At 75.2% G+C, this 25,109-nt stretch carries 18 protein-coding genes; 4 read left to right on the top strand and 14 right to left on the bottom strand.

What is annotated here, in order from left to right; all coding sequences use genetic code 11:
• Nucleotides 1–125: 125 nt before the first annotated feature.
• From IE332_RS15800 to IE332_RS15770, 7 genes are all read right to left on the bottom strand, one after another.
• Entirely contained in the window at nucleotides 126–2,675 is a 2,550-nt protein-coding gene (locus IE332_RS15800; protein WP_189916479.1) for an FtsX-like permease family protein, read from the bottom strand.
• A complete protein-coding gene (locus IE332_RS15795; RefSeq protein WP_189916478.1) occupies nucleotides 2,669–3,448 on the bottom strand; it encodes an ABC transporter ATP-binding protein in 780 nt (259 codons plus the stop codon). The genes IE332_RS15800 and IE332_RS15795 overlap by 7 nt, the downstream gene beginning before the upstream one ends.
• A 152-nt stretch (nucleotides 3,449–3,600) precedes the next feature.
• The gene (locus tag IE332_RS41890; protein ID WP_268256576.1) at nucleotides 3,601–8,373 is read right to left on the bottom strand and encodes a DNA repair ATPase; all 4,773 of its coding nucleotides are present in this window, start codon (nucleotides 8,371–8,373) and stop codon (nucleotides 3,601–3,603) included.
• Nucleotides 8,374–8,419: 46 nt separating this feature from the next.
• Complete coding sequence (locus IE332_RS15785) at nucleotides 8,420–10,480, bottom strand: flotillin family protein (protein ID WP_189916477.1); 2,061 nt, start codon at nucleotides 10,478–10,480, stop codon at nucleotides 8,420–8,422.
• Nucleotides 10,481–10,568: 88 nt separating this feature from the next.
• The gene (locus tag IE332_RS15780) at nucleotides 10,569–11,381 is read right to left on the bottom strand and encodes a hypothetical protein (protein WP_189916584.1); all 813 of its coding nucleotides are present in this window, start codon (nucleotides 11,379–11,381) and stop codon (nucleotides 10,569–10,571) included.
• A 249-nt stretch (nucleotides 11,382–11,630) separates the two neighbouring features.
• On the bottom strand, nucleotides 11,631–12,746 hold the full coding sequence (locus IE332_RS15775) for a PucR family transcriptional regulator (protein WP_189916476.1): 1,116 nt from the start codon (nucleotides 12,744–12,746) through the stop codon (nucleotides 11,631–11,633).
• 146 nt (nucleotides 12,747–12,892) lie between these two features.
• Nucleotides 12,893–13,693 (bottom strand): GntR family transcriptional regulator, encoded by an 801-nt coding sequence (locus tag IE332_RS15770; protein ID WP_189916475.1) that lies wholly within the window; start codon nucleotides 13,691–13,693, stop codon nucleotides 12,893–12,895.
• Between the two features lie 312 nt (nucleotides 13,694–14,005).
• Between IE332_RS15770 and IE332_RS15765 the strand changes: the two genes are divergently transcribed.
• Nucleotides 14,006–14,770: a tyrosine-protein phosphatase gene (locus tag IE332_RS15765; protein ID WP_189916474.1), complete on the top strand. Its 765-nt coding sequence runs from the start codon at nucleotides 14,006–14,008 to the stop codon at nucleotides 14,768–14,770.
• Between the two features lie 123 nt (nucleotides 14,771–14,893).
• The gene (locus tag IE332_RS15760; RefSeq protein ID WP_189916473.1) at nucleotides 14,894–15,457 is read left to right on the top strand and encodes a DUF4291 domain-containing protein; all 564 of its coding nucleotides are present in this window, start codon (nucleotides 14,894–14,896) and stop codon (nucleotides 15,455–15,457) included.
• Nucleotides 15,458–15,504: 47 nt separating this feature from the next.
• On the opposite strand, the gene IE332_RS15755 is transcribed toward IE332_RS15760, so the two are convergent.
• On the bottom strand, nucleotides 15,505–16,356 hold the full coding sequence (locus tag IE332_RS15755; protein WP_189916472.1) for an ABC transporter permease subunit: 852 nt from the start codon (nucleotides 16,354–16,356) through the stop codon (nucleotides 15,505–15,507).
• Nucleotides 16,353–17,264: an ABC transporter ATP-binding protein gene (locus IE332_RS15750; protein WP_189916574.1), complete on the bottom strand. Its 912-nt coding sequence runs from the start codon at nucleotides 17,262–17,264 to the stop codon at nucleotides 16,353–16,355. The genes IE332_RS15755 and IE332_RS15750 overlap by 4 nt, the downstream gene beginning before the upstream one ends.
• Nucleotides 17,265–17,398: 134 nt before the next feature.
• Between IE332_RS15750 and IE332_RS15745 the strand changes: the two genes are divergently transcribed.
• Complete coding sequence (locus tag IE332_RS15745; RefSeq protein WP_189916471.1) at nucleotides 17,399–18,577, top strand: sensor histidine kinase; 1,179 nt, start codon at nucleotides 17,399–17,401, stop codon at nucleotides 18,575–18,577.
• Complete coding sequence (locus IE332_RS15740) at nucleotides 18,574–19,236, top strand: response regulator (protein WP_189916470.1); 663 nt, start codon at nucleotides 18,574–18,576, stop codon at nucleotides 19,234–19,236. Before IE332_RS15745 ends, IE332_RS15740 begins: the two co-directional genes overlap by 4 nt.
• A gap of 160 nt (nucleotides 19,237–19,396) precedes the next feature.
• Here the strand turns inward: IE332_RS15740 and IE332_RS15735 are convergent, their stop codons facing one another.
• The 5 genes from IE332_RS15735 to IE332_RS15715 all read right to left on the bottom strand — a co-directional run bounded on the left by IE332_RS15735 (nucleotide 19,397) and on the right by IE332_RS15715 (nucleotide 25,109).
• Nucleotides 19,397–20,503: a hypothetical protein gene (locus IE332_RS15735; RefSeq protein WP_229928623.1), complete on the bottom strand. Its 1,107-nt coding sequence runs from the start codon at nucleotides 20,501–20,503 to the stop codon at nucleotides 19,397–19,399.
• Between the two features lie 401 nt (nucleotides 20,504–20,904).
• Entirely contained in the window at nucleotides 20,905–21,498 is a 594-nt protein-coding gene (locus tag IE332_RS15730; protein WP_189916469.1) for a hypothetical protein, read from the bottom strand.
• A gap of 149 nt (nucleotides 21,499–21,647) precedes the next feature.
• A complete protein-coding gene (locus tag IE332_RS15725) occupies nucleotides 21,648–22,697 on the bottom strand; it encodes an N-acetylglucosamine kinase (RefSeq protein WP_189916468.1) in 1,050 nt (349 codons plus the stop codon).
• 172 nt (nucleotides 22,698–22,869) lie between these two features.
• Entirely contained in the window at nucleotides 22,870–24,153 is a 1,284-nt protein-coding gene (locus tag IE332_RS15720) for a 6-phospho-beta-glucosidase (RefSeq protein WP_189916572.1), read from the bottom strand.
• Between the two features lie 29 nt (nucleotides 24,154–24,182).
• Complete coding sequence (locus IE332_RS15715; protein ID WP_189916467.1) at nucleotides 24,183–25,109, bottom strand: carbohydrate ABC transporter permease; 927 nt, start codon at nucleotides 25,107–25,109, stop codon at nucleotides 24,183–24,185.

The raw sequence follows: 25,109 nt of genomic DNA, 5'->3' as shown, positions 1-25,109 counted from the left end.
CTCATGAGCGGCACCTATGAGCGACGCTCATGGGAAACCCCTATGAGCGATGCTCATGTGCAGCACCCATGAGGGAGGCTCATGACCAGCACCCATGAGCGTCCCTCATGCGCGATCCCCCGCCGTCAGCCCACCCCGCCGAGGATGTCGCGGCCGTCCCGCCCCCGTAGTGCCAGGGCGGCGGGCACCACCGCCGCCGTGAGGGCGATGACCGCGCAGCAGCCGGTCAGCGTGCCCAGCTCCGTCCAGGGCACGACCGCCGGGGTCGGGCCGACGAGGTTGGTCAGGGCCGCCCAGGAGCCGCCGAGGCTGACGGCCGTGCCGAGCAGGCCCACGAGCGCACCGGCCGCCACGCACAGCAGCGTCTCGACGGCGACGGAGCGCAGCACCTGGGCCTTGGTGGCGCCGGCCAGCCGTAGCAGGGACAGTTCCCGCTTGCGGTCGGTGACCGTCATCACCAGCGAGTTGGCGAGGTCGACGGCCGCGTAGCAGATGGCCAGGCCGAGGATCATCAGCAGGGCGTTCCAGGTGGCCTCCTCCTCGCCGTCGGCGCGCGCCGCCCCGATCTCCTCCGGGGTGGCGAGCCGGGCGCCCAGCCCGTCGACGGCGGTCCGCAGGGCGGCGACGGCCTGCTGCCGGTCGGTGCCGGGCAGGATCCGCAGGTGCATCTGGCTGGTCAGGGCGGGGCCGCCGACGCCGTCGGTGACGGCGTTGGCCGCGGTCACCCAGGCCTGGGTGGTCTCGGCGCCGGTGCCGAGCAGGGCGGCGACCCGCAGGTCCCTGGGGGTGCCGTCGGCCAGCCGGACCGGGATGACCTGCCCGACCCGGGGCGCGCCGGGCCAGGTGCGGCTGAGCACGACGGAGTCGGGGCCGAGGTCGGCGACCGAGCCCGCGACGACGGGCAGGCGGTCGACGGCGGCCAGTGCGGCGGGGTCGGCCGCGGCGGCGCGGAAGGCGACCAGGGACTCGCCGTCCAGGTCCGCCATGACCGAGGTGGGGGTGATCGCCAGGGCCTGGACGCCGGGGACGGCGCGGACCCGGTCGACCACGGCCCGGCTGAGCCCGGGCGTGCCGGCCGGCGCGACGACGTAGTCGGTGGCGGACAGCTGTCGGCGCGCCTCGGTGACCAGCGAGCGGTCGATGGTGCGGACGCTGCCGAGCAGGCAGCCGGTGAAGGCGATGATCAGCACCACCGGGGTGACGGTCGCGGCGGTGCGCCGGACGGCGGTGAGCGCGCTCAGCCGGGCGGTGGCCCAGGCGATGCCGCCGGCCTCCTCCACCGGGCGCCCGCGCAGCCGACCCGGGAGGCCGGGCAGCAGCGCCAGCAGCCGGACCGCCGGGCCGGCCAGCACACCGGCGAGCAGGACGCACCCGGCCACGACCGTCAGCAGCAGCCCGAGCGAGTCCGCGACGTTGGCCGCGGCGTCGGGCCAGCTGCGGGCGACGATCGCGACGGCCGCGACGGCGCCGCCCAGGACGAGCAGGCCGCCGGCCCAGCGGAAGGCCAGCACGGCGCGCGAGGGCCGTTCGACGTCCGCCTCCGCCAGCGCCTCGCCGGGGCTGATCAGTCCGGCCTTCAGCGAGGAGGCCACCACGCCGCAGATCGCGGTCAGCAGTCCGATCAGGGCCGCGACGAGCAGCCCCCACCAGGTGACCGGAACGGTGAAGCCGGCCGGTACCAGGTCGCGCCCGACCAGCCACCGGCCGGCCGGCGCCGCCCCCGCCGCGCCGAGCGCGCACCCGGCCGCGGAGGCCAGCACGCCGACCACCAGGGCCTCCCGGTTGACCAGGGTGCGCAGCTGCCGCCGGGTGGCACCGATCAGCCGCAGCAGCGCGAGTTCGCGGCGGCGCTGGGCGATCGACAGCGCGAAGGTGCCGGCCACCACGAACACGGCGGTGCCGCCGGAGACCGCGGCGGACAGGCCGAGCGGGGTCTGCACGCCGTCCAGCCGGCTGCTGACCTCGGCGTAGTGCGGGTCGGCCTGGCGGCGCTCGGTGCCGGTGAGTACCCGGGCGACGCTCTCTCCGCCGGCCGCGTCCACGACCTTGCGCACCGCGTCGGCGTCCCCGAAGGCGGCCAGCACGCCGACGGCGGGGCAGAGCCGGGCGGCCCGGGCGTCGGTGAAGAAGACGGCGTGCTCGAACGGCTCGGCCTCCGTCACCCCGGAGACCGTCGCGGTGTGCGGGCCGTCGGAGGTGACGAACCGGACGGGCCGGCCGACCTGGTCCGGCCGGCCCCCGCCGATGACGACCTCGTCGTCGGCGGACGGCGCCGAGCCGGCGGCCAGCCGGTAGCCGCCCAGGGCGGCGGCGGACCAGGCCCGCCCGACCTGGTCGCGCGGGCCGTCCGCGAGCTGGGCGTAGAAGGTGCGGTCCTCGACCGTACGGCCGGTCCCGGCGACGGCGGCGAGCAGCCCGGCGGGCAGGCCCGGCTGGACGGCGACGGGCGTCGGCACGGTCTCGCCGCGGGCGGCCGCGAAGTCCACGCTGAGGTTGGCGGTCACCAGGACCGGGGCCTCGGAGAAGCGCTGGCGGCCCTGGTCGGGAACGCCGGAGGTGGCGGCGATGACCAGGATCGAGGTGGCCATCAGGGCGACGCCGAAGGCCAGGGCGACGAAGCTGCCGACGAACGAGGCCCAGCGCAGCCGGACGGTGGCGAGGGCGAGGCTCAGCATGCGACGGCCTCCACACGCGCCACGTTCTCGACGCCCTCCGCGCTCTCCAGCGCGGTCATCCGGGCGGCGACCTGCTCGGCGGTGGGCCGCTCCAGGGTGTCGGCCAGCCGGCCGTCCCGGAGGAACAGCACCTGGTCCGCGTACGAGGCGGCCACCGGGTCGTGGGTGACCATGACCACCGCCCGGCCGGGGTCGTCGGCCGCGCCGCGCAGCAGGGCGAGGACCTCGCGGCCGCTGCGGCTGTCCAGCGCGCCGGTCGGCTCGTCCGCCAGCAGGACCGCCGGGCGGGTGAGCAGTGCCCGGGCGATGGCGACGCGCTGCTGCTGACCGCCGGACAGCTCGCCCGGCCGGTGCCCGGCCCGGTCGGCGAGGCCGACGGCGGCCAGCGCGGCGGTCACCTCGGCGGGGGTGGGGCGGCGGCCGGCCAGCCGGGCCGGGAGCGCCACGTTCTGTGCCGCGGTCAGGGCGGGCATCAGGTTGAAGGACTGGAAGACGAAGCCGATCCGCTCCCGGCGCAGCACTGTCAGCGCCTTGTCGCGCAGTCCGCCCAGGACGGTGCCGTCGACCAGCACCTCGCCCCCGTCGATCGCCTCCAGGCCGGCGGCCGCGCGCAGCAGGGTCGACTTGCCGGAGCCGGAGGGGCCCATGACGGCGGTGAAGGTGCCGAAGGGGAACCCGGTGCTCACCCCGTCCAGGCCGATGACCGGCTCGGGCCCGCGCCGGTAGGTCCGGCGGACGGAGCGGAGTTCGACGGCAAAGTCCGTGACGTTCATGATCACATCCCATCGCACGCGACGGGTGTGCCTCAATGACCAGGGGTTCACTCCCGGGGGTGTACCCAGCTACACCCCCGGGCGCCGGAACACCCCGGCGCCGTCACCCCCCGGCGCCGGAGACCCCCGGCGCCGGAACACCACAGCCCGCCTCACCCCCGCCAGACCCGCTTCAGCTCCTCCCACCGCCGCGCCTGCGCCGGTGTCAGGGCGCCCCGCAGCTCCGCCAGCTTCAGCAGCTGGGCCTCCGCGTCGGCGCCGAGCGGCTGGGCCTCGGCGCGGTAGTGGTCGGCGAGCAGGGCGTCGAGCTCGGGCCGGGTGAGCGCGGGGTCGAGGCGCTGGGCGAGTTTGGCCATGTTGCGGTACGAGCCCTGGAGCAGGAACGGGGGCTCGGTGCGGGTGCGGTCGTCCTGGGCCGCGGAGTCGAGGTAGGCGCGGTTGACGGCCAGGACGGTGGCGCGCAGGTGCAGCAGGCCGGACAGGACGGCGGTCATCCGCTCCACCTCGGCGGCGGGCCAGGCGCCGGCCAGCGTGCCGCCGGGGGTGCCCGCCGCCCGGGCGAGCAGGGTCTCCAGGTCGCCGCGTTCGGCGGTGGCGAGCGGGGCCAGGTGGGCGTTGGCAGGCAGCGCGTTCTCGACGAAGCTGAGCGCGAAGAGGTCCTCGCGCCCGGCGACGGCGTCGCCCAGGTTCCACACGTCGGCGCGGTTGGCGAGCATGTCGGGCAGCCGGAAGAGCCGACCGGACTCGGTGTACGGGTTGGCGGCCATCACCACGGCGAAGCGCTTGCCGCGCAGGTCCCACTCGCGGGCCTCGCCGTCCCAGACGCCGTCGATCCGGCGCTGGGCGTCGCAGAGCGGGATGAAGCGCTGCAGGAACTCGGGCGAGGTGTGCTGGACGTCGTCCAGGTAGAGCAGCACGTTGTCAGCCGCGTGGAGGGCGAAGTTGAGCTTCTCGACCTCGCGGCGGGAGGTGGCGTCGGGGGCCTCAGCCGGGTCCAGCGAGGTGACCCGGTGGCCGAGCGCCGGGCCGCTGACGGAGACCAGCAGCAGGCCGAGCCGCTCGGCGAGGTACTCGACCAGGGTGGTCTTGCCGTAGCCCGGCGGGGAGACCAGGAGCAGCATGCCGCTGCGGTCGACGGGGCCGCCGGACGCGGCGGTGCCGAGCTGCTTGGCGAGGTTGTCGCCGATCAGCGGCAGGTACACCTGGTCGATCAGCCGGTTGCGGACGAAGCCGTTGAGCGGGGCGGGCCGGTACTGGTCGAGCCGCAGCCGGGCGTGCTCGGCGGCCAGCAGCTCGCCGCGCAGCTTCTGGTAGGCCCGGTAGCCGGGCGCCTCGACCTCCTCGAACTCCCTTACCCGGGCGAGCAGTTCGTCGATGCGCAGGTCGAGCGTGCCGCCGGTCACGCGCGGGTGGTCGCCGAGCAGCCCGGTCAGCCGGGTGGCCACCGCGCCGTCGACGGGCCGGCGCGGCAGCGACGGGCAGAGCAGCACGGCGGCGGCCTCGGCGAGGTCGGCCGGGTCGGCGCCGGCGGAGCCTGCCGCCAGCCAGGCGGCGGCGAGTTGGTGCCGTACGGGCAGCAGTGCGGGTTCGTCGGGGAGTGCGGCCAGCGCCTCGGTGAGGCCGGCCGACTCGGGGGTGGCGCGGAACTTGTCGAGCACCGCCGCGGCGCTCGCGGAGTAGGCGAACGCCGGCTCCCCGGAGGCGAGTTCGGCGACCAGGTACGGTCCGGACTGCTCCGCGAGCGCCGCGCCGGTGCCGGAGGGGAGGAACTCGGCGACGGCGGCGGAGAGTTCGGCGGCGAGCGCGTCCAGCGCCGGAACCTCGCCGAAGGCCTGCCGGGCGAGGCCGAGCGAGCGGGCCCGGGTGTGCCAGATCAGCCGCAGGCGCTCGTCGGCGCCGTGCGCCCAGTACAGCTGGGCGGCCGCCCGGGCGGCCGCCGGGTGTCGCAACAGGCCTGCCTCGGCGTCGAGTTCGATCAGGGCGCGGAGCAGCAGCGCCGCGTCGTGGTCGTGCACGCCGCGCTGGTAGCCCTCGTCCGGGCGCTGCTCGGCGGCCCGCCGGACGTACTCCAGCAGGTCCGCCGGGTCCGTACCGGGCACGGGGAAGTCTGCGCCGAGGCCAGGGAAGTCCACACCGGACGACCCCGCCCCGCCCGCCAGCAGGAGGCTCGCGGCGAGGTACTCGGCGCGGTAGAGCTGCGGGGTCTCCGAGGGCAGCGGGCGGTCCCAGTAGCGCTCGGTGGCGGCGAAGGCCGGGTCGGTGACGGGGGAGCGGTAGTCGGTGCCGGTGAGGGTGAAGGCGGGGCGTCCGCGCCAGGGCACGAGGGCGAGTTCGGGCCGCTGGGTGGTGACGGCGAACAGGTGCCGGCCCAGCCGCAGGGTGCCGGGGCCGTCGCCGGCGAGTTCGGCGCGGTCGCGCAGGGCGCGGTGGGCGCGGCCGCGGGCGGCGCGCAGCCGTCCGGTCAGCTCCTCGGCCCGGACCCGGTCGCCGAGGGCGGTCAACTGGGCGGCCAGGTCGCGCAGTTTGACGGCCGTCGGGTCGGCGGCGAGGGCGGCGTCGATCTCGGCCGCGGTGTCCAGGGCGGACAGCCGCCGGTGCAGGGTGTCGAGGACCCGGTCGGCGGAGGCGGCGAGCCGGTCGGCGCGCCGGGCCCGTTCCTCCAGCAGGTGCTGGCGGCGGGCGGTGAGCGCGTCGTGGATCTCGGTGCGCCGGTCGGCGAGCCGCTCGCCGAGGGCCGGGTCGGCGTCGGCGAAGCGGGTCTCCAGCTGTTCGATCCGCAGCAGGAGCCGGCCGAGCTGGTCGTCGCAGGCCTCGGGGGTGTCGGCGGCGGCGAGCGCGGCGGTGGTGGCCTGGCCGAGCAGGGCGGTCTCGGCGGCGAACTCGGCGGCGGCCTCGCGGGTGCGCAGCTCCCGGCGGCGCACGGTGAGCGCGGCCCGGGCCCGGTTGAGCAGTCCGAGGACGTCGGCGAGCCGGTCCAGGATGGCGGTGCGGGTGGTGGCGTCGGCCAGGTCGAGGGTGCCGACCAGCTCGGAGACGGTCTGCAGCGCCTCGCTCTGCCCGGTGATCCGCTCGCTCAGCGGCTCGGCCTCGGCGGCGGTCGCGATGGCGGCGCACCGCTCGGCCAGTTCGGCGGCGCGCTCCCGGTGCGGTTCGAAGGCCGCGGGTTCGGCTAGCTGGCCGACGGCCCGGTCGGCGGCCTCGGCCAGGCCTTCGGCGAGGTGGGCGGCGAGCGCGTCGATCCGCTCGGGTTCGGCGCGCGGCAGGTCGCGCAGCGCCTCGACCCGGCCCTGGGCGCGGCGCAGCCCGGCGAGCCGGTCGACCCACTCGGCGGCGTCGGCCAGGGTCTCGCCGCGGGCGGTGCGCAGCAGGCCCTCGACGTGCTCGGCCGTCTCCTCGGTCTGCCGGGCGGCGTGGGCGGTGAGCTGGGCGACCGCCTCGTACTCGGCGATCACCCGCCGGGCGGTGTCGCGGATCTCGGCGAGCGGCGCGGCGAGGTCGCCGAGGCCGCTCTGGCCGAGCCAGTGGTGGCGGTCGGCGGTGCGGGTGCAGGCGGTGAGGACGGCCCGGTGGCCGGCCAGGGTGTCGGAGCCGGCCGCGGCCAGTCGGGCGAGGGCGAGGCAGTCGGCCAGGCCGCGGACCAGGTCGGCGTTCCCGATCCGGGCCAACGGGCCGGTGCCGGGCGGCTGTTCGGCGGCGAAGCGCTCGCTGGTGAACGGGGTCTGCCAGAGCTGGACGGGGTGCAGCCGGGTCGGTCCGTCCTCGGCCGGGCGCAGCGCGACGAGGGTGCCGTCGGCGAGCAGCGCGTAGCCCTGGCAGGGCAGCGGAGCGGCGGCCTCCTGGCGGACGCTGTTGTACGGCTGCAGCAGGGCGCGGCCGTCGGCGGGGGAGCGGAACTCGTACAGCACGTCCTCGCCGTTGGGCGAGAGGACGGTGCGCTCGTACACCAGGCCGTCCACCGGCTGGTCGAAGGTGCGCACGGTGCCGTCCACCAGATGGCAGCCGCCGGGGAAGGCCACGCCCTGGTCGGCGGGCAGCCGCAGGCAGGCCTGGCCGAGGGCGTCGATCCGGGTGACCGTGCCGGTGGGCAGGTGCACCACCAGGTGCCGGACGGTCTCCTCCTGGTACGGGCGCACCCGCACCAGCAGCAGGGTGCCTAGCCGGGCGTGGGCGATCTGCGCGTCGGCGAGGGTCTGCAGGGCCTCGGTCAGCGGTTCGCGGTGCAGCTCGGTGCCGTCCGGGGCGGTGAGGGTCAACCGGCCGCCGTCGACGCCGAGGTGGAGCTCGCCGGCCAGGTCGGCGCGGGGCGGGCGGCCGGGGCCGGCGGGCAGCTGGTCGTCCCGGGTGAGGGCGGTCCAGGCGAGCTGCTGCCCGTCGGCGGGGGTGTGGTCGCGTTCGCCGCGCCCGTCCAGGTAGGCGGGCCGGGCGTCGTCGGCGCCGTCGTCGAGGCGCCAGCGCAGCACCCGGACGTCGGTGGCGGCCGGGCCGGTGCGGAAGACGGCGAGCAGCCGGCCGTCCGCCGGGCGCAGCCGGGTCAGGCGGGCGTCGCGGAAGTAGCGCCGCAGGTCGGCGAGGTCCTGGCGCAGCCGGGGGTCGTCCAGCAGGGTGCCCTCGGCGGGGGCGGGGGAGAGGTCGGGCCGGTGCAGGCCGAGGACGTCGGTGAAGTCCTCGGCGCCGTCGGTGAGTTCGGTGGGGCGGGTGCCGAGCAGCAGCAGTCCGCCGGCCGCGGTGAGGTCCTGCGGGAGGCAGGCCCGGGCGGTGGTGAGCCGCCCGGTGCCGGTGAGCCGCAGCTCCCCGCCGCCGAACTCCTCGACCCGGCGGGCGTTCAACGCCTGTGCGCGGTCGGCGAGTTCGGCGGCGGACCGGGCGAGCCGGTCGCGCAGGACCTCGTAGGTGCCGGCGTCGAGCCGGTCGTCGAGGGCGTCCACGGTCAGTTCCTCGGGTACTCGGTGGATCGTTGCCTGGAGCCGTACGTCACTTCGAGCCGTTCACCGGGGAGCCGGCAGTGGCGCCGGCAGTGGCCCCCGCGCCGGCCCCGGCCAGCGTCCCGATCGGCGTCTCGGCGATGCCCAGCTTCCGCGCCGACTCCAGCAGTTGGCGCAGCTGCCCGGACTGCTCGCCGGCCCCCGAGCCGATCAGCCTCATCAGCAGCGCGGACACCGTCAGGTTCTGCACGTCCGCGGTGGAGACCGAGGAGAGCACCCGGGTGAGGTCCTCGGTGAAGCTGGCCCGGCCGTCCAGCCAGGGCCCGGCCAGGGCCTGCGCGGTCTGCGAGTGGCCGACGAAGGCGTCCACGCTCTTGCCGGCGGTCACCGACTGCACCAGCCGGTCGAAGAACACCGAGTCCCCGCCGACGATGTCGATCTTGGCCTTCTCCAGCCCGGTCGCGACCAGCGCGGCCTGCGCCTCGGCGATCTGCCGCTGCGTCTCCAGCCCGGCCAGCCGGACGTCCTTCTCGGCGGCCAGCCGCAGCCGGTACTCCTCGTGCCCGCGCGAGGCCTCGTCCAGCTTGGCCATCGCCGCGGCCTTCTCGGTCAGGCCCTCGGCCTCGGCCTTCAGCTTGGCGCCGACCTCCAGCGCGGCGGCCTTGGCCTTCTCGGTCTGCACCACGGCCTCGGCGAGGCCGACCTTCTCGACCGCCGCGGCCTCCTGCTCGCGCACCTGGACGCGGGCCAGGCCCTCGGCGGCGGCCTCCGCCCGGACGCCCTCGGCCATCCGGATCTTGGCGGCGGCGTCCAGCTCGGCGGCGCGCTGGCGGGCCTCGGCCAGCACCAGCGCCTCGCGGGCCTTGTGGGTGGCGGCCTGCTCGGCGGCCTCGGCGGCCTTGATGTCCTTGACGAGCTTCTCCTGCGCCTCCGCCTCGGCCTGGATGACGACGGCCTTGCGGACGCGCTCGGCCTCCTCGGTGGCCCGCAGCGTCTTGACGGCCTCCTCCTGCTCGGCGACGGTCCGGTCCACCGCGACCCGCTCGCGGACCACGTCGGCGACGTCCCGCTTGGCGGACTCGACCTCCTTGGTCTTGGCGATCGTGGCGAGTTCGGTCTCCCGCTCGCGGCCGACGACCTCCAGCAGGCGGTCCTTCTCGATCCGCTCGTTCTCCACCGCGATCACCCGCTCGCGGTTCTTCTGCGCCACCGCGACCTCGCGGGCCTGGTTCTCGCGCTGCACCCCGAGCAGCTCCTCGGTGCGCAGGAAGGCGGTCTGCGCGTTGAGCCGCTCCTCCTCCTGGACCCGGGCGATCACCGCGTCCTCCTTGGCCCGCAGGGTCTCGATCTCGCGGCGCTGGCGGATCTCGGCGTCGGCCTGGCGGCGTTCGAGCTCCAGGACGGTCTCCCGGGCGTCGACGTTCTGCCGGGTGATCTCCTTCTCCTCGGTGCGCTGGTACTCGTTGGTGCGCACGTGCTCGATCGCGGTCAGCTCGGTGATCTTGCGGATGCCCTGGGCGTCCAGGATGTTGTCGCCGTCCAGCTGGCTCATCGGGGTCTGTTCCAGGTGGTCGATGGCAGCGTCCTCCAGCGTGTAGCCGTTGAGGTCGGTGCCGATGACCGCGATGATCTGGTCCCGGAACTCGTGCCGGTGGGTGTACAGGTCGGTGAAGTCCAGCTGCTTGCCGACGGTCTTGAGCGCCTCGGCGAACTTCGCGGCGAAGAAGTCCTGGATCGCCTGCGGGTCGCTGGCCCGGACGGTGCCGATCGACTGCGCGACCTTGACGACGTCCTCGACGGTCTTGTTCACCCGGACGAAGAAGGAGATCCGGATGTCCGCCCGGATGTTGTCGCGGCAGATCAGACCGTCCCGGCCGGCCCGGTGGATCTCCACCGTCTTGGCGGTGATGTCCATCAGCTCGGCCTTGTGCAGGATCGGCAGGACGATCGCGCCGGTGAAGGTGACGTCCACCTTCTTCGTCCGGGAGACGATCAGGGCCTTGCCCTGCTCGACCTTCTGGAACAGGCGGCCCACGAACAGCAGCACGGCGAGCACGATGAGCAGCACGACGGCGACGAGTACGCCGAAACCCACGGCGATGGTGTCCATCACGGAGTCCTTTGACGAGATGGTGCGAAGAGGAAGCGAGCGGAAGTGGAGCGAGGTGACGCTGAAGTGACTGTGCGTCAGGCGATGTTCAGGTGAGACCCGGCGGTGACGGATCGAACGGCGCCACCAGGAAGTGCTCGCCGTCGGCGTCGTAGTCGTAGATCAGAGCGGTCCGCCCGGCCTTCAGCTCGGGCTCGGGCGTGGGGGTGCGGACCTGGACGGTCGCGGTGGAGCCGTCCTCGGCGGTGACCTCGGCCTGCCCGAAGTCGGCCGTCACCCGGCCGGTCCGGATCACGCAGACCCGGCCGACGAAGTCCCCCCGGGTGATCGGCCGGTCCTCCGGGAACAGCCGCCGCAGCGGCTTGACCAGCACCCGGGTGCCCGCCCAGGCGGCGACCAGCGCCACGGCGAACACGCCGCCGCGCGCCGGCGCCCCCGAGGTGAGCACGGTGCCCGCCAGACTGACGAACCAGGCGATCGCGACCAGCAGCGACACCGCCACGGTCACGGGCACCCCGCCCAGGCCCAGCGCGTCCGGCACGCCACCGTGGTGGCCGGCCCCGGTGTGGGAGCCGTTGCCCCCGTGCCCCCCGCCGGCGTTGCCGCCCGCGCCGTGGCCGTCGGTGCCGTGCCCGCCGGGCGCCCCGTGGGCCACGTGCCCCCCGACACCGTGCCCCCCGGCACCGTGCCCGACGTGACCCACCTGCCCGACGTGCCCGGCATGGCCGACGTGGCCGATGTGCCCGGCGTCCAGGTGACGTCCGACGCCGTGCCCCCCGTGCAGGGCGTCGAACCCCAGTCCGCCGAGCAGCATCAACAGCCAGTACCCGACGACCACCACCAGCGCGAAGCTGAACAGCGCGGTCGGGAAGGCCAGCGCGGCCGCGAAGAATCCCCCCACCCCGGCCACGCTCCCCCGTCTTCCCCACGGCACCGCGCTTCGGCGCCGGGGAGATCATGACAGTGGCGGAGCCCGCCGCACATTGCCAGGATCCGGCAATCTCTACGGCCTCTTGACACCCTGGTACACGCGTCCCACGTGACACTGCAACAGTCGGGCAACAGGCCGGTCGCCGGGCCGTCCCAGCGGGTCCGCGCGGGTTTGCGCGGCGGGCCCGAACGAGCGCGCACCGGCCCGCTCCGCGCCGCCCTACAGCGGCTGCTCCGGCCAGTTCAGCAGCCGGGCGCCCATCGCCGCCGTCTCCAGGGTGAAGCGCTGCAGCGCGTCCGACGGGTCGTACCCCGTGAGCGCCTTGATCCGCTCCAGCCGGTAGCTCAGGGTGCGCACGCTCAGCCCCAGCCGGCGCGCCGCCTCCGCGTTCACGTACGCGGCCTCCGCCTGCACCACGATGGTGTCCAGCAGCGGACGGGCGCCGCCGCGCGCCTCGGTCAGCGGGCCGAGGACGCTGCGCACCAGGTCGGCCATGGCCGCCCGGTCGCGCATCAGCACCGGGAAGACCAGCAGCTCCTCGGCCTTCAGCTGCCTGGCCGACAGGCCGAGGCGCTGGGCGTAGTCCAGCGCGTCCAGCGCCTCCTCGTAGCTGCGCAGCACCCCGCTCGGGCCCGAGTGCCGGCGGCCGGTGGCCACCCGCAGCACCGGGCGGTAGCCGGCGCCGGGGCGCAGCGTCAGGTCGGCGAAGGCCTCCAGCACGGCCCGATCGGAGTCCGGGGCGATGCAGACCAGCCGGCCGTCCTTGCTGGCCAGCAGCACGTCCCGCTCGCCGAACCGCCCGGACAGCTCCCGCTCCACCCGGTGCACCAGCGGATGCACGTCCGCGAACGGCTCGTCGCCCACCGCGACGGCCACCGTGTACGCGCCCGCCAGCCGCAGTCCGAACCGCTCCGCGCGCTCGGCGAGCAGCCCGAGGTCGCTGCGGCCGAACAGCAGGTCGTCGATGAACTCCCGCCTGGCCGCCTCCTCCTGACGGACCGCCAGGCGCTGCGCGCGCTCGTGCCCTTCGCCGAGTGCGGCCAGCGCGGCGTCGGTGGCGGAGAGGACGGCGTCGCCCATCCGGCGCAGCTCGCCGACGCTGGTCGCGGCCGTCGTCCCGGGCAGCGTCTGCCAGGCCCGGCGGGCCGCCGCCAGGCAGTGCGACACCACTTCGCGCAGCCCGTACCCCGCCTCGGCGCAGTGCTCGCCGAGCTTGCGCAGCCCCTCCAGCTCGTCGCGGCGCAGCAGCCGGCCGGTGCGCGAGACGTCGGCGAGCAGGACGAGGTAGGCCTCGGCCAGCTCGGTGGGTATGTCGTACTCGATCCCCTCGGTCATCGCGTCCTGCCATCCCCCGTACGACCTGGTATTTCGGCGCTGAACACTAGCAGGATCGATACGCCCGGAGACCGGTGCCGCCGGCCCCGCGACGGGCCTGCCGCGCCCGCCGGAGCCAGGGGTCGAACCCGGGGTGGAACTCGGCGCTACCGGTCGCGGAAGTGCAGTACGAAGCGCGCGCTGCTGCCGTCGATCCGCCGCCGGACGTACAGCGCCGGGGTGCCGTCCGGGGTGCAGCTGACGCCCTCGCGGACCAGCAGGGCGGTGCCCGGCGGGACGCCCAGCAGCTCGGCGTCCGCGAGGTCCGCGCCGACCGCGCCGAAGGCCCGCCAGTCGTACTCCAGCTCCACCCCGGCCGCCCGCGCCAGGGCCGGCACGAGGTTCCCCGGGCGGCCCGGGCGGACCAGCTCGGCGGGCAGCGGGCCGAACGGCACCCAGTAGCTGCAGGCCGCCCGGGCCCGCCCGCCCAGCCGGATCACCGAGTCCACCCGGGACAGCTCCCGCGCCGTACGGCCCAGTCGCCGGGCGGCCTCTGCGTCCTCCGCGGAGCCGGTCACGGCGGGCGCGGCCACGACGAACTCGCCGTCCCCCGGGGCGCGGCCCTCCCGGTCGCCGTCGGGCAGCGCGGCGTGCACGCTGCCGAGGTCGAAGCGCTGGCTGCGCGGGTCCACGGTGATCGACACCCGGACGGCGGGCGGGCGCACGAAGGTGCCCACGCCCCGGCGGATCTCCACCACGGCGGCCCGCTCCAGCTCCGCGACGGCCTGCCGTACGGTCAGCCGGTTCACGCCGAACTCGGCGGCCAGTTCCGGCTCGCTCGGCAGCCGGGCGCCGGCCGGGTACGCGCCGGCGTCGACGCGCTCCTGGAGCCGACGGGCCAGGCGGCGGTACACCGGGGTGTTCGGCTGGTCGGCCGCTTCGTTGCTGCTCGGCTGGTTCGTGCCCACGCACCGATCCTACGGAGGACTCCCGCCGGCCCGGGTCGCCGCCACCCGCTCCGGTTGCCCCTGCCCCCGCCCGCTCCGGTCGCCCCGCCCGCGCCGTCCGCCCCCGCCCGCTCCGGTCGCCGCCGTCCGCCCCCGCCCGCTCCGGTCGCCGCCGCCCGCCGACAGGAGTGGGATGGAGAGATGCGCCGGTTCCGCGGCTTGCCCGGCACCCCCGGGACGGGTTAGACATCTAGACGTCTAGATGTCCTGCCCCCGTCCCGCTCCCCCCGGGCGCGGGCGCGCCGCCGAGCGGCTCCACCGAAAGGCCTCCGCATGTCCCTGGTCAACTTCCGCGACGCCGCCGCCCTCGGCGACCCCGAGGGCCGCCTGGTCCGCCCCGGAGTGCTGTACCGCTCCGCCCAGCCGTTCCCGGCCGCCGACGAGGCGACCGTCGCCCAGCTGCGCGCCTGCGACATCCGCACCATCGTGGACCTGCGCGACCCGCGCGAGACCGACCCCGCCGACTGGGCCGCCGCCGAGGCCGCCGGCATAGCCGTCGTCGCGGCCCCGGTGAACCCCGCCACCGACGCCCTCACGGCGCGGATGAGCACCATGGCCACGGCCGCCGACCTCGGCGACTTCTACGTGCTGCTGGCCGAGTCCGCGCCGGAGGCGCTCGCCGCCGCCGTCGAGGCCACCGTCCGCCCCGGGGCCGTCCTGCTGCACTGCGCGGCCGGGAAGGACCGCACCGGTCTGCTGACCGCCCTCCTGCTCGACCTCCTCGGCGCTTCGGCCGAGCGGATCGTCGAGGACTACGCCCGCACCACCGACGCCCTCCCGCAGATCTTCGCCGGCCTCGCCGAGCGCCACCGCACCGCGCTCAACGACCGGTCCACCTCCCGGGTCACCGACTCCCAGGGCCGCAACCTCACCATCCCCGCGCCGCTCCTGGAGGCCCCGGCCGAGGCGATGTCGGTCTTCCTCGACCGGGTCCGCGCCCACCACGGCGGCGCCGCCTCCTTCCTCCCCGCCTGCGGCGTCCCGGCGGCCACCCTCACCGCCTTCCGCACCAAGGTCGGCGCCACGGCCACGGTCTGACCCGGCCCCTGCCCCTGTTACCCCCGTCCCCACCCGCGCGGCAATTCCGTTGCGCCACCCCGCCCGGCCTGGCAGCGTGCCGGGCCAAGGGGTACGGGGGCGACGACCAAGGGGTGCGCGGAGATGACCGCACTGCGCGAGATCCGCGCCGACCACGACGACCGGACGATCGTGCTCTACCAGGCCTACCCGCCCGCCGTCGCCGACGCGGCGCTGGCGGCGGGGCGCTTCGTCGCGCCGTTCGGCTTCCACCGGATGACGTGGATCAAGCCCTCGTTCCGCTGGCTGATGCACCGCAGCAACTGGGCCCAGAAGCCGGGGCAGACCCGGGTGCTGGCGGTCCGGATCACCCGCGAGGGCTGGGAGGAGGCGCTCGCCCGGGCCGTGCCGACCACGGCGCACCCGGACGAGCTGGCCCGGGCCGCGGTGCACGTCCAGTGGGATCCGGAACGGACCCTGCGCGGGGCGGCGCTGAACCACTACAGCATCCAGGTGGGCGTCGGCCGCTCGCTGGTCCGGGCCTTCGCCGAGGAGTGGGTCACCGGGCTCACCGACCTCACCCCGCAGGTGCGGCGGATCGCCGCGCTGGTCCGCGGCGGGCAGGCGTCCAAGGCCCAGCGGCTGCTGCCGCCCGAGCGTCCGTACCCGCTGCCCGCCGCGACCGCGCGGCGCCTCGGCCTCGGCTGACCGCCGGGTCGGCGCGACGCCTCGGCCTCGACCGACCGCCGGGGGCCTCAGACGTCCCGCCGCCGGACCAGGACCACCGTCACCGCCACCGCGACGATTGCCCACACCCCCATCGTCACCCAGGCGTCCAGCACGCTCGGCGCGTACTTCCCCATCGTGGCCGACGAGTTCGGGTTGAGCGTGAGCCGGTTGACGGTGCTGAGCGGCAGGTGGGTGCCGATCTCCTTCAGCCAGCGGTAGCGGTCCCCGCCGAACATCAGCGGCATGATGAACATCAGCACCACCAGCGACACGATCGAGGCGGTGGCGTGCCGCAGCACCGCGCCCAGCGCCATCCCGATCAGCGCGCAGACCGGCACGATCGCCGCATAGCCGAGGACGGCCCGCAGGCAGCCCTCGTCGGTGATGGAGAGCCCGACGTGCCGGGAGGCGAGCATCGCGTTGGTGGCGAAGAAGGACCCGGTGGACACCACGGCCCCGGCGAGCGCGGTGATCCCGCCGATCAGCACCACCTTGGCGGCGATCACGCCCCGCCGGTCCGGCACCGCGGCGAAGGTGGTGCGGATCAGGCCGGTGGTGTACTCGCCGAACACGGTGATCGCGCCGAGGCTGCCGGCCGCGATCGCCATCAGGTCGCCGGCGATGCTGCCGAGCCCGTGGAACAGCGGGTCGTACCGGTACGCCGGGAGGCCGTCCGGCGGCGGGGGCGCGTGGTCGATGTACGTCAGGTCGGTGTGGACGGCGTTCAGGTTGACCGCGATCGCCGCCAGCGAGGCGAGCGCGAGCACCCAGTACGTCGACCGCAGCGAGCGCAGTTTGATCCACTCGGCGGCGAGCAGGTCGGTGAACCGGGCGCGCGGTTCGACGGGCGGGGCGAAGGAGTTCATCGGGTGGCTCATCGGGCTTCTCCAGCCAGGTATTCGACGCTGTCGGCGGTCAGGGACATGAACGCCGACTCCAGGGACGACGTCCGGGCGGCGAGTTCGTGCAGCACGACGCCGTGCCGCAGGGCGAGTTCGCCGATCCGCTCGGCGGGCAGCCCGGTGACGATCCCGAACCGCGGCTCCACCTCCTGGACTTCGGCCCCCTCGGAGCGCAACACCTCGGCCAGTGCGGCAAGTTCGGGTGACCGGACCGCCACCGACGTCGCCGCGTCCCGGGCGGCGAACTCGGCCAGGCTCTCGTCGGCGATCAGCCGGCCGCGCCCGATCACCACCAGCCGGTCGGCGGTGTGCTCCATCTCCGCCATCATGTGGCTGGAGACGAACACCGTCCGGCCCTCGTCGGCCAGGCGCCGGAACAGGCCGCGCACCCAGAGCACGCCTTCCGGGTCCAGCCCGTTCAGCGGCTCGTCGAAGAGCAGCACCGGCGGGTCGCCGAGCAGGGCGCCCGCGATGCCGAGCCGCTGCTTCATGCCCAGCGAGTAGCCGCCGATCCGGCGCCCGGCGGCCTTGCCGAGGCCGACCTCCGCCAGCACCTCGTCCACCCGGGCGTCCGGGATCCGGTTGCTCCGGGCCAGCGCCGACAGGTGTGCCCGGGCGCTGCGCCCGCCGTGCACGTCGCCCGCGTCCAGTAGCGCGCCGACGTGGCGCAGGCCGCGCGGCCTGCTCGCGAACGGGACGCCGTCCACGGTGACGGTGCCGGCGGTGGGGGTGTCCAGGCCCAGGATCATCCGCAGCGTGGTGGACTTGCCCGCGCCGTTGGGGCCGAGGAAGCCGGTGACGGTGCCCGGCCGGACGGTGAAGGTCAACTGGTCGACGGCCGTGGTGGCGCCGTACCGCTTGGTCAGTCGCTCGATCTCGATCACGGGGACAACACTGCTGGTCACCGCCCCGTCCGGGCATCGGGCCGCGGGCCACAACCGGCCGGCGCCGTACTGGCCCGGGGGATTACGCCCGCGGGCCGATGTGGCGCCGGACGGGCCGCGGCTACCATCGCTCCATGATCATCGAAGCTCGGCGCCCGCTGCTCCGGCGCCTGCCCGCCGGTGTGTGGGTGGGGGCGTTCTGGACGGCCCTGGTGGTGTTCCGGGCCTTCACCCGGGACGAGGAGCTGCACCACCTCTTCAACTACCAGGGCAACCTGGAGGACATGCCGCTGGTGGTCACCGCGGTCGTCACCACCCTGGTCGCGACGCTGCTGGTCCGGCTGCCGCTGGCCGCCGTCGCGGTGGCGCTGGCGGGCTGCGTCTACTCGCTCGGGATGTGGACGGTGCCGGAGACCGCCGTGCTCCAGTTCCTGATCGCCGACGCGGTGGTCGGCCACTGCGCCGCCTCCCGCTCCCGCCGGGTCTCGCTGACCGCCCTGGGGCTGCCGCTGGCCACGCTCGCCGGGCTGTTCCTCTGGGGCTTCGCCAGGGACTTCCCCGTCAACCCCTTCGCGTACGGGGGCCTCGCGGCCACCGCGCTGATCGCCTGGCTGATCGGCAACACCGTCCACCAGGGCCGCGCCCACACCGAGGCGCTGCGCGGCCGCGCCACCGAACAGGCGGTGACCGCCGAACGGCTGCGGATCGCCCGCGAGTTGCACGACATGGTCGCGCACAACATCGGCATCATCGCGATCCAGGCCGGCATGGGCAGCCGGGTCATGGACACCCAGCCCGCCGAGACCCGCAACGCGCTCGACGCCATCGAGACCACCAGCCGGGAGACGCTGGCCGGACTGCGCCGGATGCTCGGCGCCCTGCGGGCCGGTGAGGGGGAATCCGCGCCGCTCGAAGTCGCCCCCGGGCTAGCCGAGTTGGACCGCCTGGTGGAGAAGAGCGCGGGTGCCGGCGTCCGGGTCGCGGTGACCCGCGGCGGCGAGCCGCGCGCCCTGCCCGCCGACGTCGACCTGGCCGCCTTCCGGATCGTCCAGGAGGCGGTGACCAACGTGGTCAAGCACTCCGGCACCCGCGACTGCCACGTCACCGTCGACTACCGGCCGGACGAACTCGCCGTCACCGTCGTCGATCTGGGCGCCGGACCGGCCACCGGCGGCCCCGGCGCCGGCTACGGCCTCGTCGGCATGCGCGAGCGCGCCGCGCTGCTGCACGGCGAGTTCAGCGCCGGCCCGCGCCCCGAAGGCGGCTTCCGGGTCGCCGCCCGACTGCCGATCCCCGTGGAGGTGGGACCGTGATCCGTGTCGTACTCGTGGACGACCAGCCGCTCATCCGCACCGGCCTGCGGGTGCTCATCGCCGACGCCCCGGACCTGGAGGTGGTCGGCGAGGCCGGCGACGGCGCCGAGGCCGTCGAACTGGTCACCCGGCTGCGCCCCGACGTCGCCGTGATGGACATCCGGATGCCCGGCACGGACGGCATCGAGGCCACCCGCCGGATCACCGCCGACCCGGACCTGCCCACCCACGTCCTCGTCCTCACCACCTTCGACGACGACGACTACGTGTACGGCGCGCTGCGGGCCGGCGCGAGCGGCTTCCTGGTCAAGGACCTCGCCCTGGAGACCATCCTGGACGGCGTCCGGATCGTCGCCGCGGGGGACGCCCTGATCGCCCCGGGCATCACCCGCCGCCTGATCGGCGAGTTCGCCGCCCGCCCGGACGCGGCGGCCGCGAACCGGCCCCGGCGGGCCGTCGTCGAGAGCGTCACCGAACGCGAGCGCGAGGTGCTCACCCTGGTCGGCCGCGGCCTGTCCAACGCCGAGATCGCCGCGGAGCTCACCATCAGCGTGGCCACCGCAAAGGCCCACGTCGCCCGGCTGTTCACCAAGCTCGGCGCCCGTGACCGGGTCCACCTGGTCATCCAGGCCTACGAGTTCGGGCTGGTCAGCCCGTAGCGGCGGGCGGGGGCGGGTGCGCGGAGCGCCGGGGCGGGCCCGCACAGCCCGCCCCGGCGCTTCCCCTCCGGAGCTCCCCACCCCGGAGCTGCCCCCTCGACCGACCGCCGTCAGTCGTCTCCCGACCGCTACCGGCCGGGAATCAGGGGACGACCGGGAATCAGGGGACGACCGGGTGCGAGATCTCGCAGCCGCCCGCACCGCCGTTGTAGTCGTTCGCCCAGGTGCCCTGCATGGCGAAGGAGCCGGTCGCGAAGGCCACGTTCTGCGAGCCGCCGACCCCGCCGGTGCCCTTCCAGGCGCACTTGTCGGCGTTCTCGTAGCCGGTCGAGTCGGTCCAGCCGCCCGCCGGGTTCTGGTCGGTGACGGTCTCCGAGTACTCGTGCCCGTACACCATGGTCACGCCGTCCAGCAGGCCCGCGCTGCCGCTGTTGACGTAGTTCTGGCCGCAGGAGGTGCCCATGTCCGTCACGTACGGGTCGTTGGTGAAGGCCAGGTCGCCGTACGGGGACGGGGCCGCGCCGCCGCTCAGCGTGGTGTCGCCGTTCCAGTCGTGCCAGGCGCAGAAGTTGCCCGAGGAGGTGTTGAAGCCGTCCGGGTGGGTGCCGGTCGGCGACAGCACCACGTACTGCACGTTGCGGTTGGCGGCGGCCGTGGTGTTGCCGAAGTGCCCGGCGGCCTTGACCGCCTCGGTGGCCAGCTGGTTGCCGGTGGCCTGGCCCGGGGCGGCGGCCGAGGAGTCCACCCAGACGCCGGCCAGCGCGCCGCCGGTCGGGTAGCCGACGTGGGCGGCGGTGGACGGGCAGCTGGTGGAGCCGGTGGCGACGCCCTCGCAGTACTGCGTCATGACGCCGGACCAGGTCTCGCCGTTGGTGCCCAGCCCCTTGAACAGCTGCTGGGCGCGGACGGCCTCGCCCATCGGGTCGCCGGAGAGGGTGGTGTAGCCGTTGGCGTCGGTGCCCTGGGTGCCCCACTGGGAGCCCCAGAAGATCAGGTAGACCTTTGGCGCGCCGGTGGTGACGCCGATGCCGTCGACACCGCCGCCGTACTTCAGGTTCGCGGTCCGCTTCCCGGTGGCGGCGGCGCCGGCCTCCTTGGTGGGGACGACACCGTGCCGGTAGGGGTGGGTGTGCCCGGCGGTCTCGTTGACCGGCTGGTCGGCCTGGGCGGCCGGAGCGGCCGCGAATCCGGTGGCGGCGAGCGCCAGCGCGCTGAGCCCGGTCAGGGCCCGGGTCCGCGTCCGGCGGGAGGTGGGGGACATGCCCATCGTGAGGGTTCCTCTCTCATGTGCCGACCGCACGCCGGTAGGGCGCGGCGGCACCGTGGGGGGACGAAGGGGAGTGCGACGACGGCAGGCCGGAGCCGCGGGCCGCCCGGCACGGGCGGTCCGCGAGGTGGGGATGGGGGCCGGATCACCGTCGACGGCCGGAAGCAAAGCAGAGCCGCGGAAACCGGGTCAACGACGCAGGAGGTAAGACCCGCCCCATGGAAGGCCCTTGCGGACGTATCAAACGTCAAAAGCCCCCAGCTGGGGCGTGGCCGACGCGCGTAGCGCAGCCGAATGTCAACAGTTGCGGGGAGCTTCTACACCGTATTCACCGCGGCCGGACGGCCCGTGGCCGCCCAGAACCGCAGCCGCCCAGGATCCTGGCCCAGGCGCCCGGCGGCTCACTCCCCGCCGACCTCCGCGATCCGCATGATCCGCCCGTGCGAGTCCAGCACCACGTCGTACGCGTTCCCGTGGCAGCCCCACGGGTCCGCCGGGTCCCGTTCCGCCAGGCAGTCGTTGAGGTGGACGATCAGGTCCTCCAGCGGCACCGCGCGGGCCGGGTCGCCGCTCGGCCGGTCGACCAGGGTCGCCGCCACGCCGGCCGCCGCGAAGCCGTAGTGCACGGGGGAGCCGGTCGGCTCGTAGCGGCCGGGGTCGCAGCTGTAGCGGGCGGGCTGGGCGGTGACCTCGGCGGGGCCGGCGGAGACGACGACGAGCACCTCGTGGCCCGGGAGTTCCTCGGGGGCCGTGCAGTCCGGAGCGGCGGCCGGGGTGGTCGCGGACGCGCCGTCGGCGGGGGAGTAGGCCTCCTCGTCCTCCTCCGCCAGGAAGTCGTCGTCCTCGTCCCAGAGGTCGTCCGTCCCCTCGTCGTCGGCCGAGGCGGAGGCGGCGGCCGTCGTGGGGTGGGGGTCGGCGGGGGTGCAGCCGCTGAGTGCGGCTGCGGTGCAGCAGGCCAGGACGGCTGCGGCGAGGAGGTTGCGGGGCACGGCCATGGCACAAGTCTCCCCGGCGGTGGCGGTTGTCGGTACTCGGTTGTACACGACGGTTGCCGGGAGCGCGGTTCCCTCCTCCACCGGGAGCGCGGTTCCCTCCTCCGCCGGACGTGCGGATCCGGCGGAGGAGGGAGGTCTTGGACGAGGGGTCAGGCCGCGACCGGCCGCGGTCCCTCGTAGGCTTCGCGCACCCGGGCCTGGGCCTCGGTGCCGGCGTCCAGGTGGTCGAGTCCGAGCAGGGCCGCGCCGAGGACCGGCGGCGCCACGACGACCCGGGGTTCGGCCAGCGGCGCGGCCGCGGCGAGCCGGGCCCTGAGGTTGTCCAGCAGCAGCGGCTGCCGCGAGGCGAGGACGCCGCCGCCGAGCACCACCGGGGTCGGGGCGTCGAGCAGTCCCAGGCGGCCGAGCGCGACCACCGCGAGCCGGACGATCTCGTCGGCCTGGCGGTCGATCAGCTCCAGCGCGACCTCGTCCCCGGCGTTCGCGGCCGCGAACAGCACCCGGACGATCTCGTGCAGCCGGGTGCCCGGCAGCCGGCCGAGGTGGACGGCCTCGGCGACGGCGCCGGCGCTGGGCAGGCCGAAGTGCGCGGCGATGGCGGGGGCGAGCGCGGTGGGCCCGCCGCGGCCGTCCTCGGCGCGTACGGCGTGCCACATGCTGGTGAGGGCGAGGCCGGAGCCGCCGCCCCAGTCGCCGGTGAGTTCGCCGAGGGCGGGGAAGCGGGCGGTGCGGCCGTCCGGGAGGAGGCCGACGCAGTTGATGCCGGCGCCGCAGACGACGGCGACGCCGCGCGGGCCGTCGGTGCCGGCCCGGAGCAGGCCGAAGGTGTCGTTGACGACGGTGTTGCTGGCGCCCCAGGGGTGCGATTCGAGGGCGTCGCGCAGCGCCTCCTCCTCGACCGGCAGGTCGGCGTTGGCGAGGCAGGCGCTGACGTGGCTGGTGAGCACGCCCTGCCAGGTGGGGTGGCCGGCCTCGGCGGCGGCCTGCGCGACCAGCGGGGCGAGGCCGGCGACGGCCGCCGCGCCGCCGATCTTCTGGGGTTCGAAGCCGCCGCCGCGGGCGCTGCCGAGGACGGTGCCGTCGGCGCCGATCAGGGCGACGTCGGTCTTGGAGTTGCCCGCGTCGATGGCGAGAACGCCCGGCAGGAGTGGGGCGGGCAGGAGCGGGTCGGGCAGGAGTGGGTCGGGCTGGTGGGTCATCAGGTCCCCGCGGCTCGTACGTGGCCCGGCCGTCGGTGGCGGCCGGGGTGCCCGGTCGTGGTGTCCGAACGGGTGGTGCCCTGCCGGGAGTTCCCCGGCCGGGGGTGGAGGTCTCCTCGCGGTGCCCGGCCCGCGCCCCGTGGGGCCGGCGGGCCGGGCACCGCGGGCCGGGTCAGGCCCAGGCGAGGTGCTCGCGGTTGTGGGCGAGCAGCCGGTCCGTGAGCCGGTCGGCGAGGTCGATCTGGCCGACCAGCGGGTGGGCGAGCAGCGCGTCGAAGACCCGGTCGCGTCCGCCGTGCAGGGCGGCGTCGAGGGCGAGGTGCTCGTACGCGGTGACGGCGGCGACGAGGCCCGCGTACAGCGGCTCCAGGGGGCGCTGCGGCAGCGGGCGCACGCCCGCCGCGTCGACCTCGGCCGGCACCTCGATGACGGCGTCGTCCGGCAGGAAGGGCAGCACGCCGTCGTTGCGGGTGTTGACGACCTGGACGGAGGTCGCGCCGCCGGTGCCGAGCAGCGCGGCGATGAGCTGGACGGCGGCCTCCGAGTAGAAGGCGCCGCCGCGCTCGCCGAGCAGTGCGGGCTTGGTGTCGAGGGCCGGGTCGGCGTACAGCTCCAGCAGCCGCCGCTCGATCTCGGCGACCTTCGCGGCCCGCGAGCCCTGCTCCCGGAGCTCGGCGACGACCGCGTCGTGCTGGTAGAAGTACCGCAGGTAGTAGGAGGGCACGACGCCGAGCCGCTCGATGACGGCCCGCGGCAGGTGCAGGTCCTCGGCGATCTCCTTGCCGAAGCCGCCGAGCAGCTCCGGCAGCACCTCCCGCCCGCTCGTGGAGCCCGGCCCGTCCAGCAGGGTCACCCCGCGCTCCCAGGTCAGGTGGTTGAGCCCGACGTGGTCGAGGCGGATCAGCTCCGGGTCCACGCCGAGGTGCCCGGCGAACTTGCGCTGGAAGCCGATGGCGACGTTGCACAGCCCGACGGCCTTGTGGCCGGCGCTCTGCAGGGCCCGGGTGACGATGCCGACCGGGTTGGTGAAGTCGACGATCCAGGCGTCCGGGTTGGCCCGGCGCACCCGCTCGGCGATGTCCAGCACCACCGGGACGGTGCGCAGCGCCTTGGCGAGCCCGCCGGCGCCGGTGGTCTCCTGCCCGACGCAGCCGCACTCCAGCGGCCAGGTCTCGTCCTGGTCGCGCGCCGCCTGCCCGCCGACGCGCAGCTGCAGCAGGACGGCGTCGGCGTCGGCGACGCCCGCGGTCAGGTCGGTGGTGACGGTGACGGTCGCGGGGTGCCCCTGCTTGGCGAAGATCCGCCGGGCGAGCCCGCCGATCAGCTCCAGCCGGTCGGCGGCCGGGTCGATCAGCACCAGTTCGCCGACCGGCAGGGTGTCGCGCAGCCGGGCGAAGCCGTCGATCAGCTCCGGGGTGTACGTCGACCCGCCGCCGACGATGGCCAGCTTGAGCATGGCGGCTCCGGACGTCTTCGGTGCGGACATCAGCCCTTGACCCCTGTCAGTGTCACGCCTTCGATGAAGGCCTTCTGAGCGAAGAAGAAGAGGACGATCACCGGCGCCATCACCAGCAGGGTGGCGGCCATGGTGAGGTTCCAGTTGGTGTGGTGGGCGGCCTTGAACGACTCCAGGCCGTAACTGAGGGTCCAGGCCCCGGGGTTGCTGCTGGCGTAGATCTGCGGGCCGAAGTAGTCGTTCCAGCAGTAGAAGAACTGGAACAGCGCGACCGCCGCGACGGCCGGCTTGGCCATCGGCAGGACCACCCGCAGCAGGGTGCGCAGGTCGCCGCAGCCGTCGATCCGGGCGGCCTCCAGGTACTCCTTGGGGATGGTCAGCAGGAACTGGCGCAGCAGGAAGATGGAGAACGCGTCGCCGAAGGCCATCGGGATGATCAGCGGCCAGAGCGAGCCGCCCATGCCCATCTGCTTGGCCCAGAACAGGTACATCGGGATGACGGTGACCTGCGGCGGCAGCATCATCATCGCGATGACCGCCGTCAGGGCCAGGTTGCGGCCGCGGAAGCGGAACTTGGCGAGCGCGTAGGCCACCGGCAGGCTGGAGACGACGGTCAGCAGGGTGCCGAGCCCGGCGTAGAGCAGGGTGTTGCGCCACCAGGTGAGGAAGCCGGGGGTGTCCCAGACCTTGCTGTAGTTGCCCCACTGCCAGGTGGCCGGCCAGTAGTCGGTGGTGAGCGCCTGCTGGTCGGTCATCACCGAGGTGAGGAAGACGAAGACGAAGGGCAGCAGGAAGAACAGCGCCGCGGTGACGGCCAGCGAGTGGACGGCCACCCAGTTGAGCAGGGCGCGGCGCCGGGCGGCCCGGGCGGCGGGGCCGCCGGGGCGGGCCGGGCGGGCCGGCCGGGTGGAGCCGGTCGGGGACGGTGCCCCGGTGAGCGTGTTGCTGAGAGTCAT

Source organism: Kitasatospora xanthocidica (genome assembly GCF_014656195.1).
Lineage (GTDB): Bacteria > Actinomycetota > Actinomycetes > Streptomycetales > Streptomycetaceae > Kitasatospora > Kitasatospora xanthocidica.
Note: the sequence above shows the minus strand (reverse complement) of the source record. Positions and strands in the feature narration are given on the sequence as shown.

Bases quoted from the DNA above. Each gene is read 5' to 3' on its own strand.
- IE332_RS15800 (WP_189916479.1), bottom strand. From the start codon at position 2,675: ATGCTGAGCCTCGCCCTCGCCACCGTCCGGCTGCGCTGGGCCTCGTTC.
- IE332_RS15765 (WP_189916474.1), top strand. From the start codon at position 14,006: ATGTCCCTGGTCAACTTCCGCGACGCCGCCGCCCTCGGCGACCCCGAG.
- IE332_RS15725 (WP_189916468.1), bottom strand. From the start codon at position 22,697: ATGACCCACCAGCCCGACCCACTCCTGCCCGACCCGCTCCTGCCCGCC.
- IE332_RS15735 (WP_229928623.1), bottom strand. From the start codon at position 20,503: ATGGGCATGTCCCCCACCTCCCGCCGGACGCGGACCCGGGCCCTGACC.
- IE332_RS15795 (WP_189916478.1), bottom strand. From the start codon at position 3,448: ATGAACGTCACGGACTTTGCCGTCGAACTCCGCTCCGTCCGCCGGACC.
- IE332_RS15745 (WP_189916471.1), top strand. From the start codon at position 17,399: ATGATCATCGAAGCTCGGCGCCCGCTGCTCCGGCGCCTGCCCGCCGGT.
- IE332_RS15755 (WP_189916472.1), bottom strand. From the start codon at position 16,356: ATGAGCCACCCGATGAACTCCTTCGCCCCGCCCGTCGAACCGCGCGCC.
- IE332_RS15785 (WP_189916477.1), bottom strand. From the start codon at position 10,480: ATGGACACCATCGCCGTGGGTTTCGGCGTACTCGTCGCCGTCGTGCTG.
- IE332_RS15730 (WP_189916469.1), bottom strand. From the start codon at position 21,498: ATGGCCGTGCCCCGCAACCTCCTCGCCGCAGCCGTCCTGGCCTGCTGC.
- IE332_RS15720 (WP_189916572.1), bottom strand. From the start codon at position 24,153: ATGCTCAAGCTGGCCATCGTCGGCGGCGGGTCGACGTACACCCCGGAG.
- IE332_RS15775 (WP_189916476.1), bottom strand. From the start codon at position 12,746: ATGACCGAGGGGATCGAGTACGACATACCCACCGAGCTGGCCGAGGCC.
- IE332_RS15715 (WP_189916467.1), bottom strand. From the start codon at position 25,109: ATGACTCTCAGCAACACGCTCACCGGGGCACCGTCCCCGACCGGCTCC.
- IE332_RS15760 (WP_189916473.1), top strand. From the start codon at position 14,894: ATGACCGCACTGCGCGAGATCCGCGCCGACCACGACGACCGGACGATC.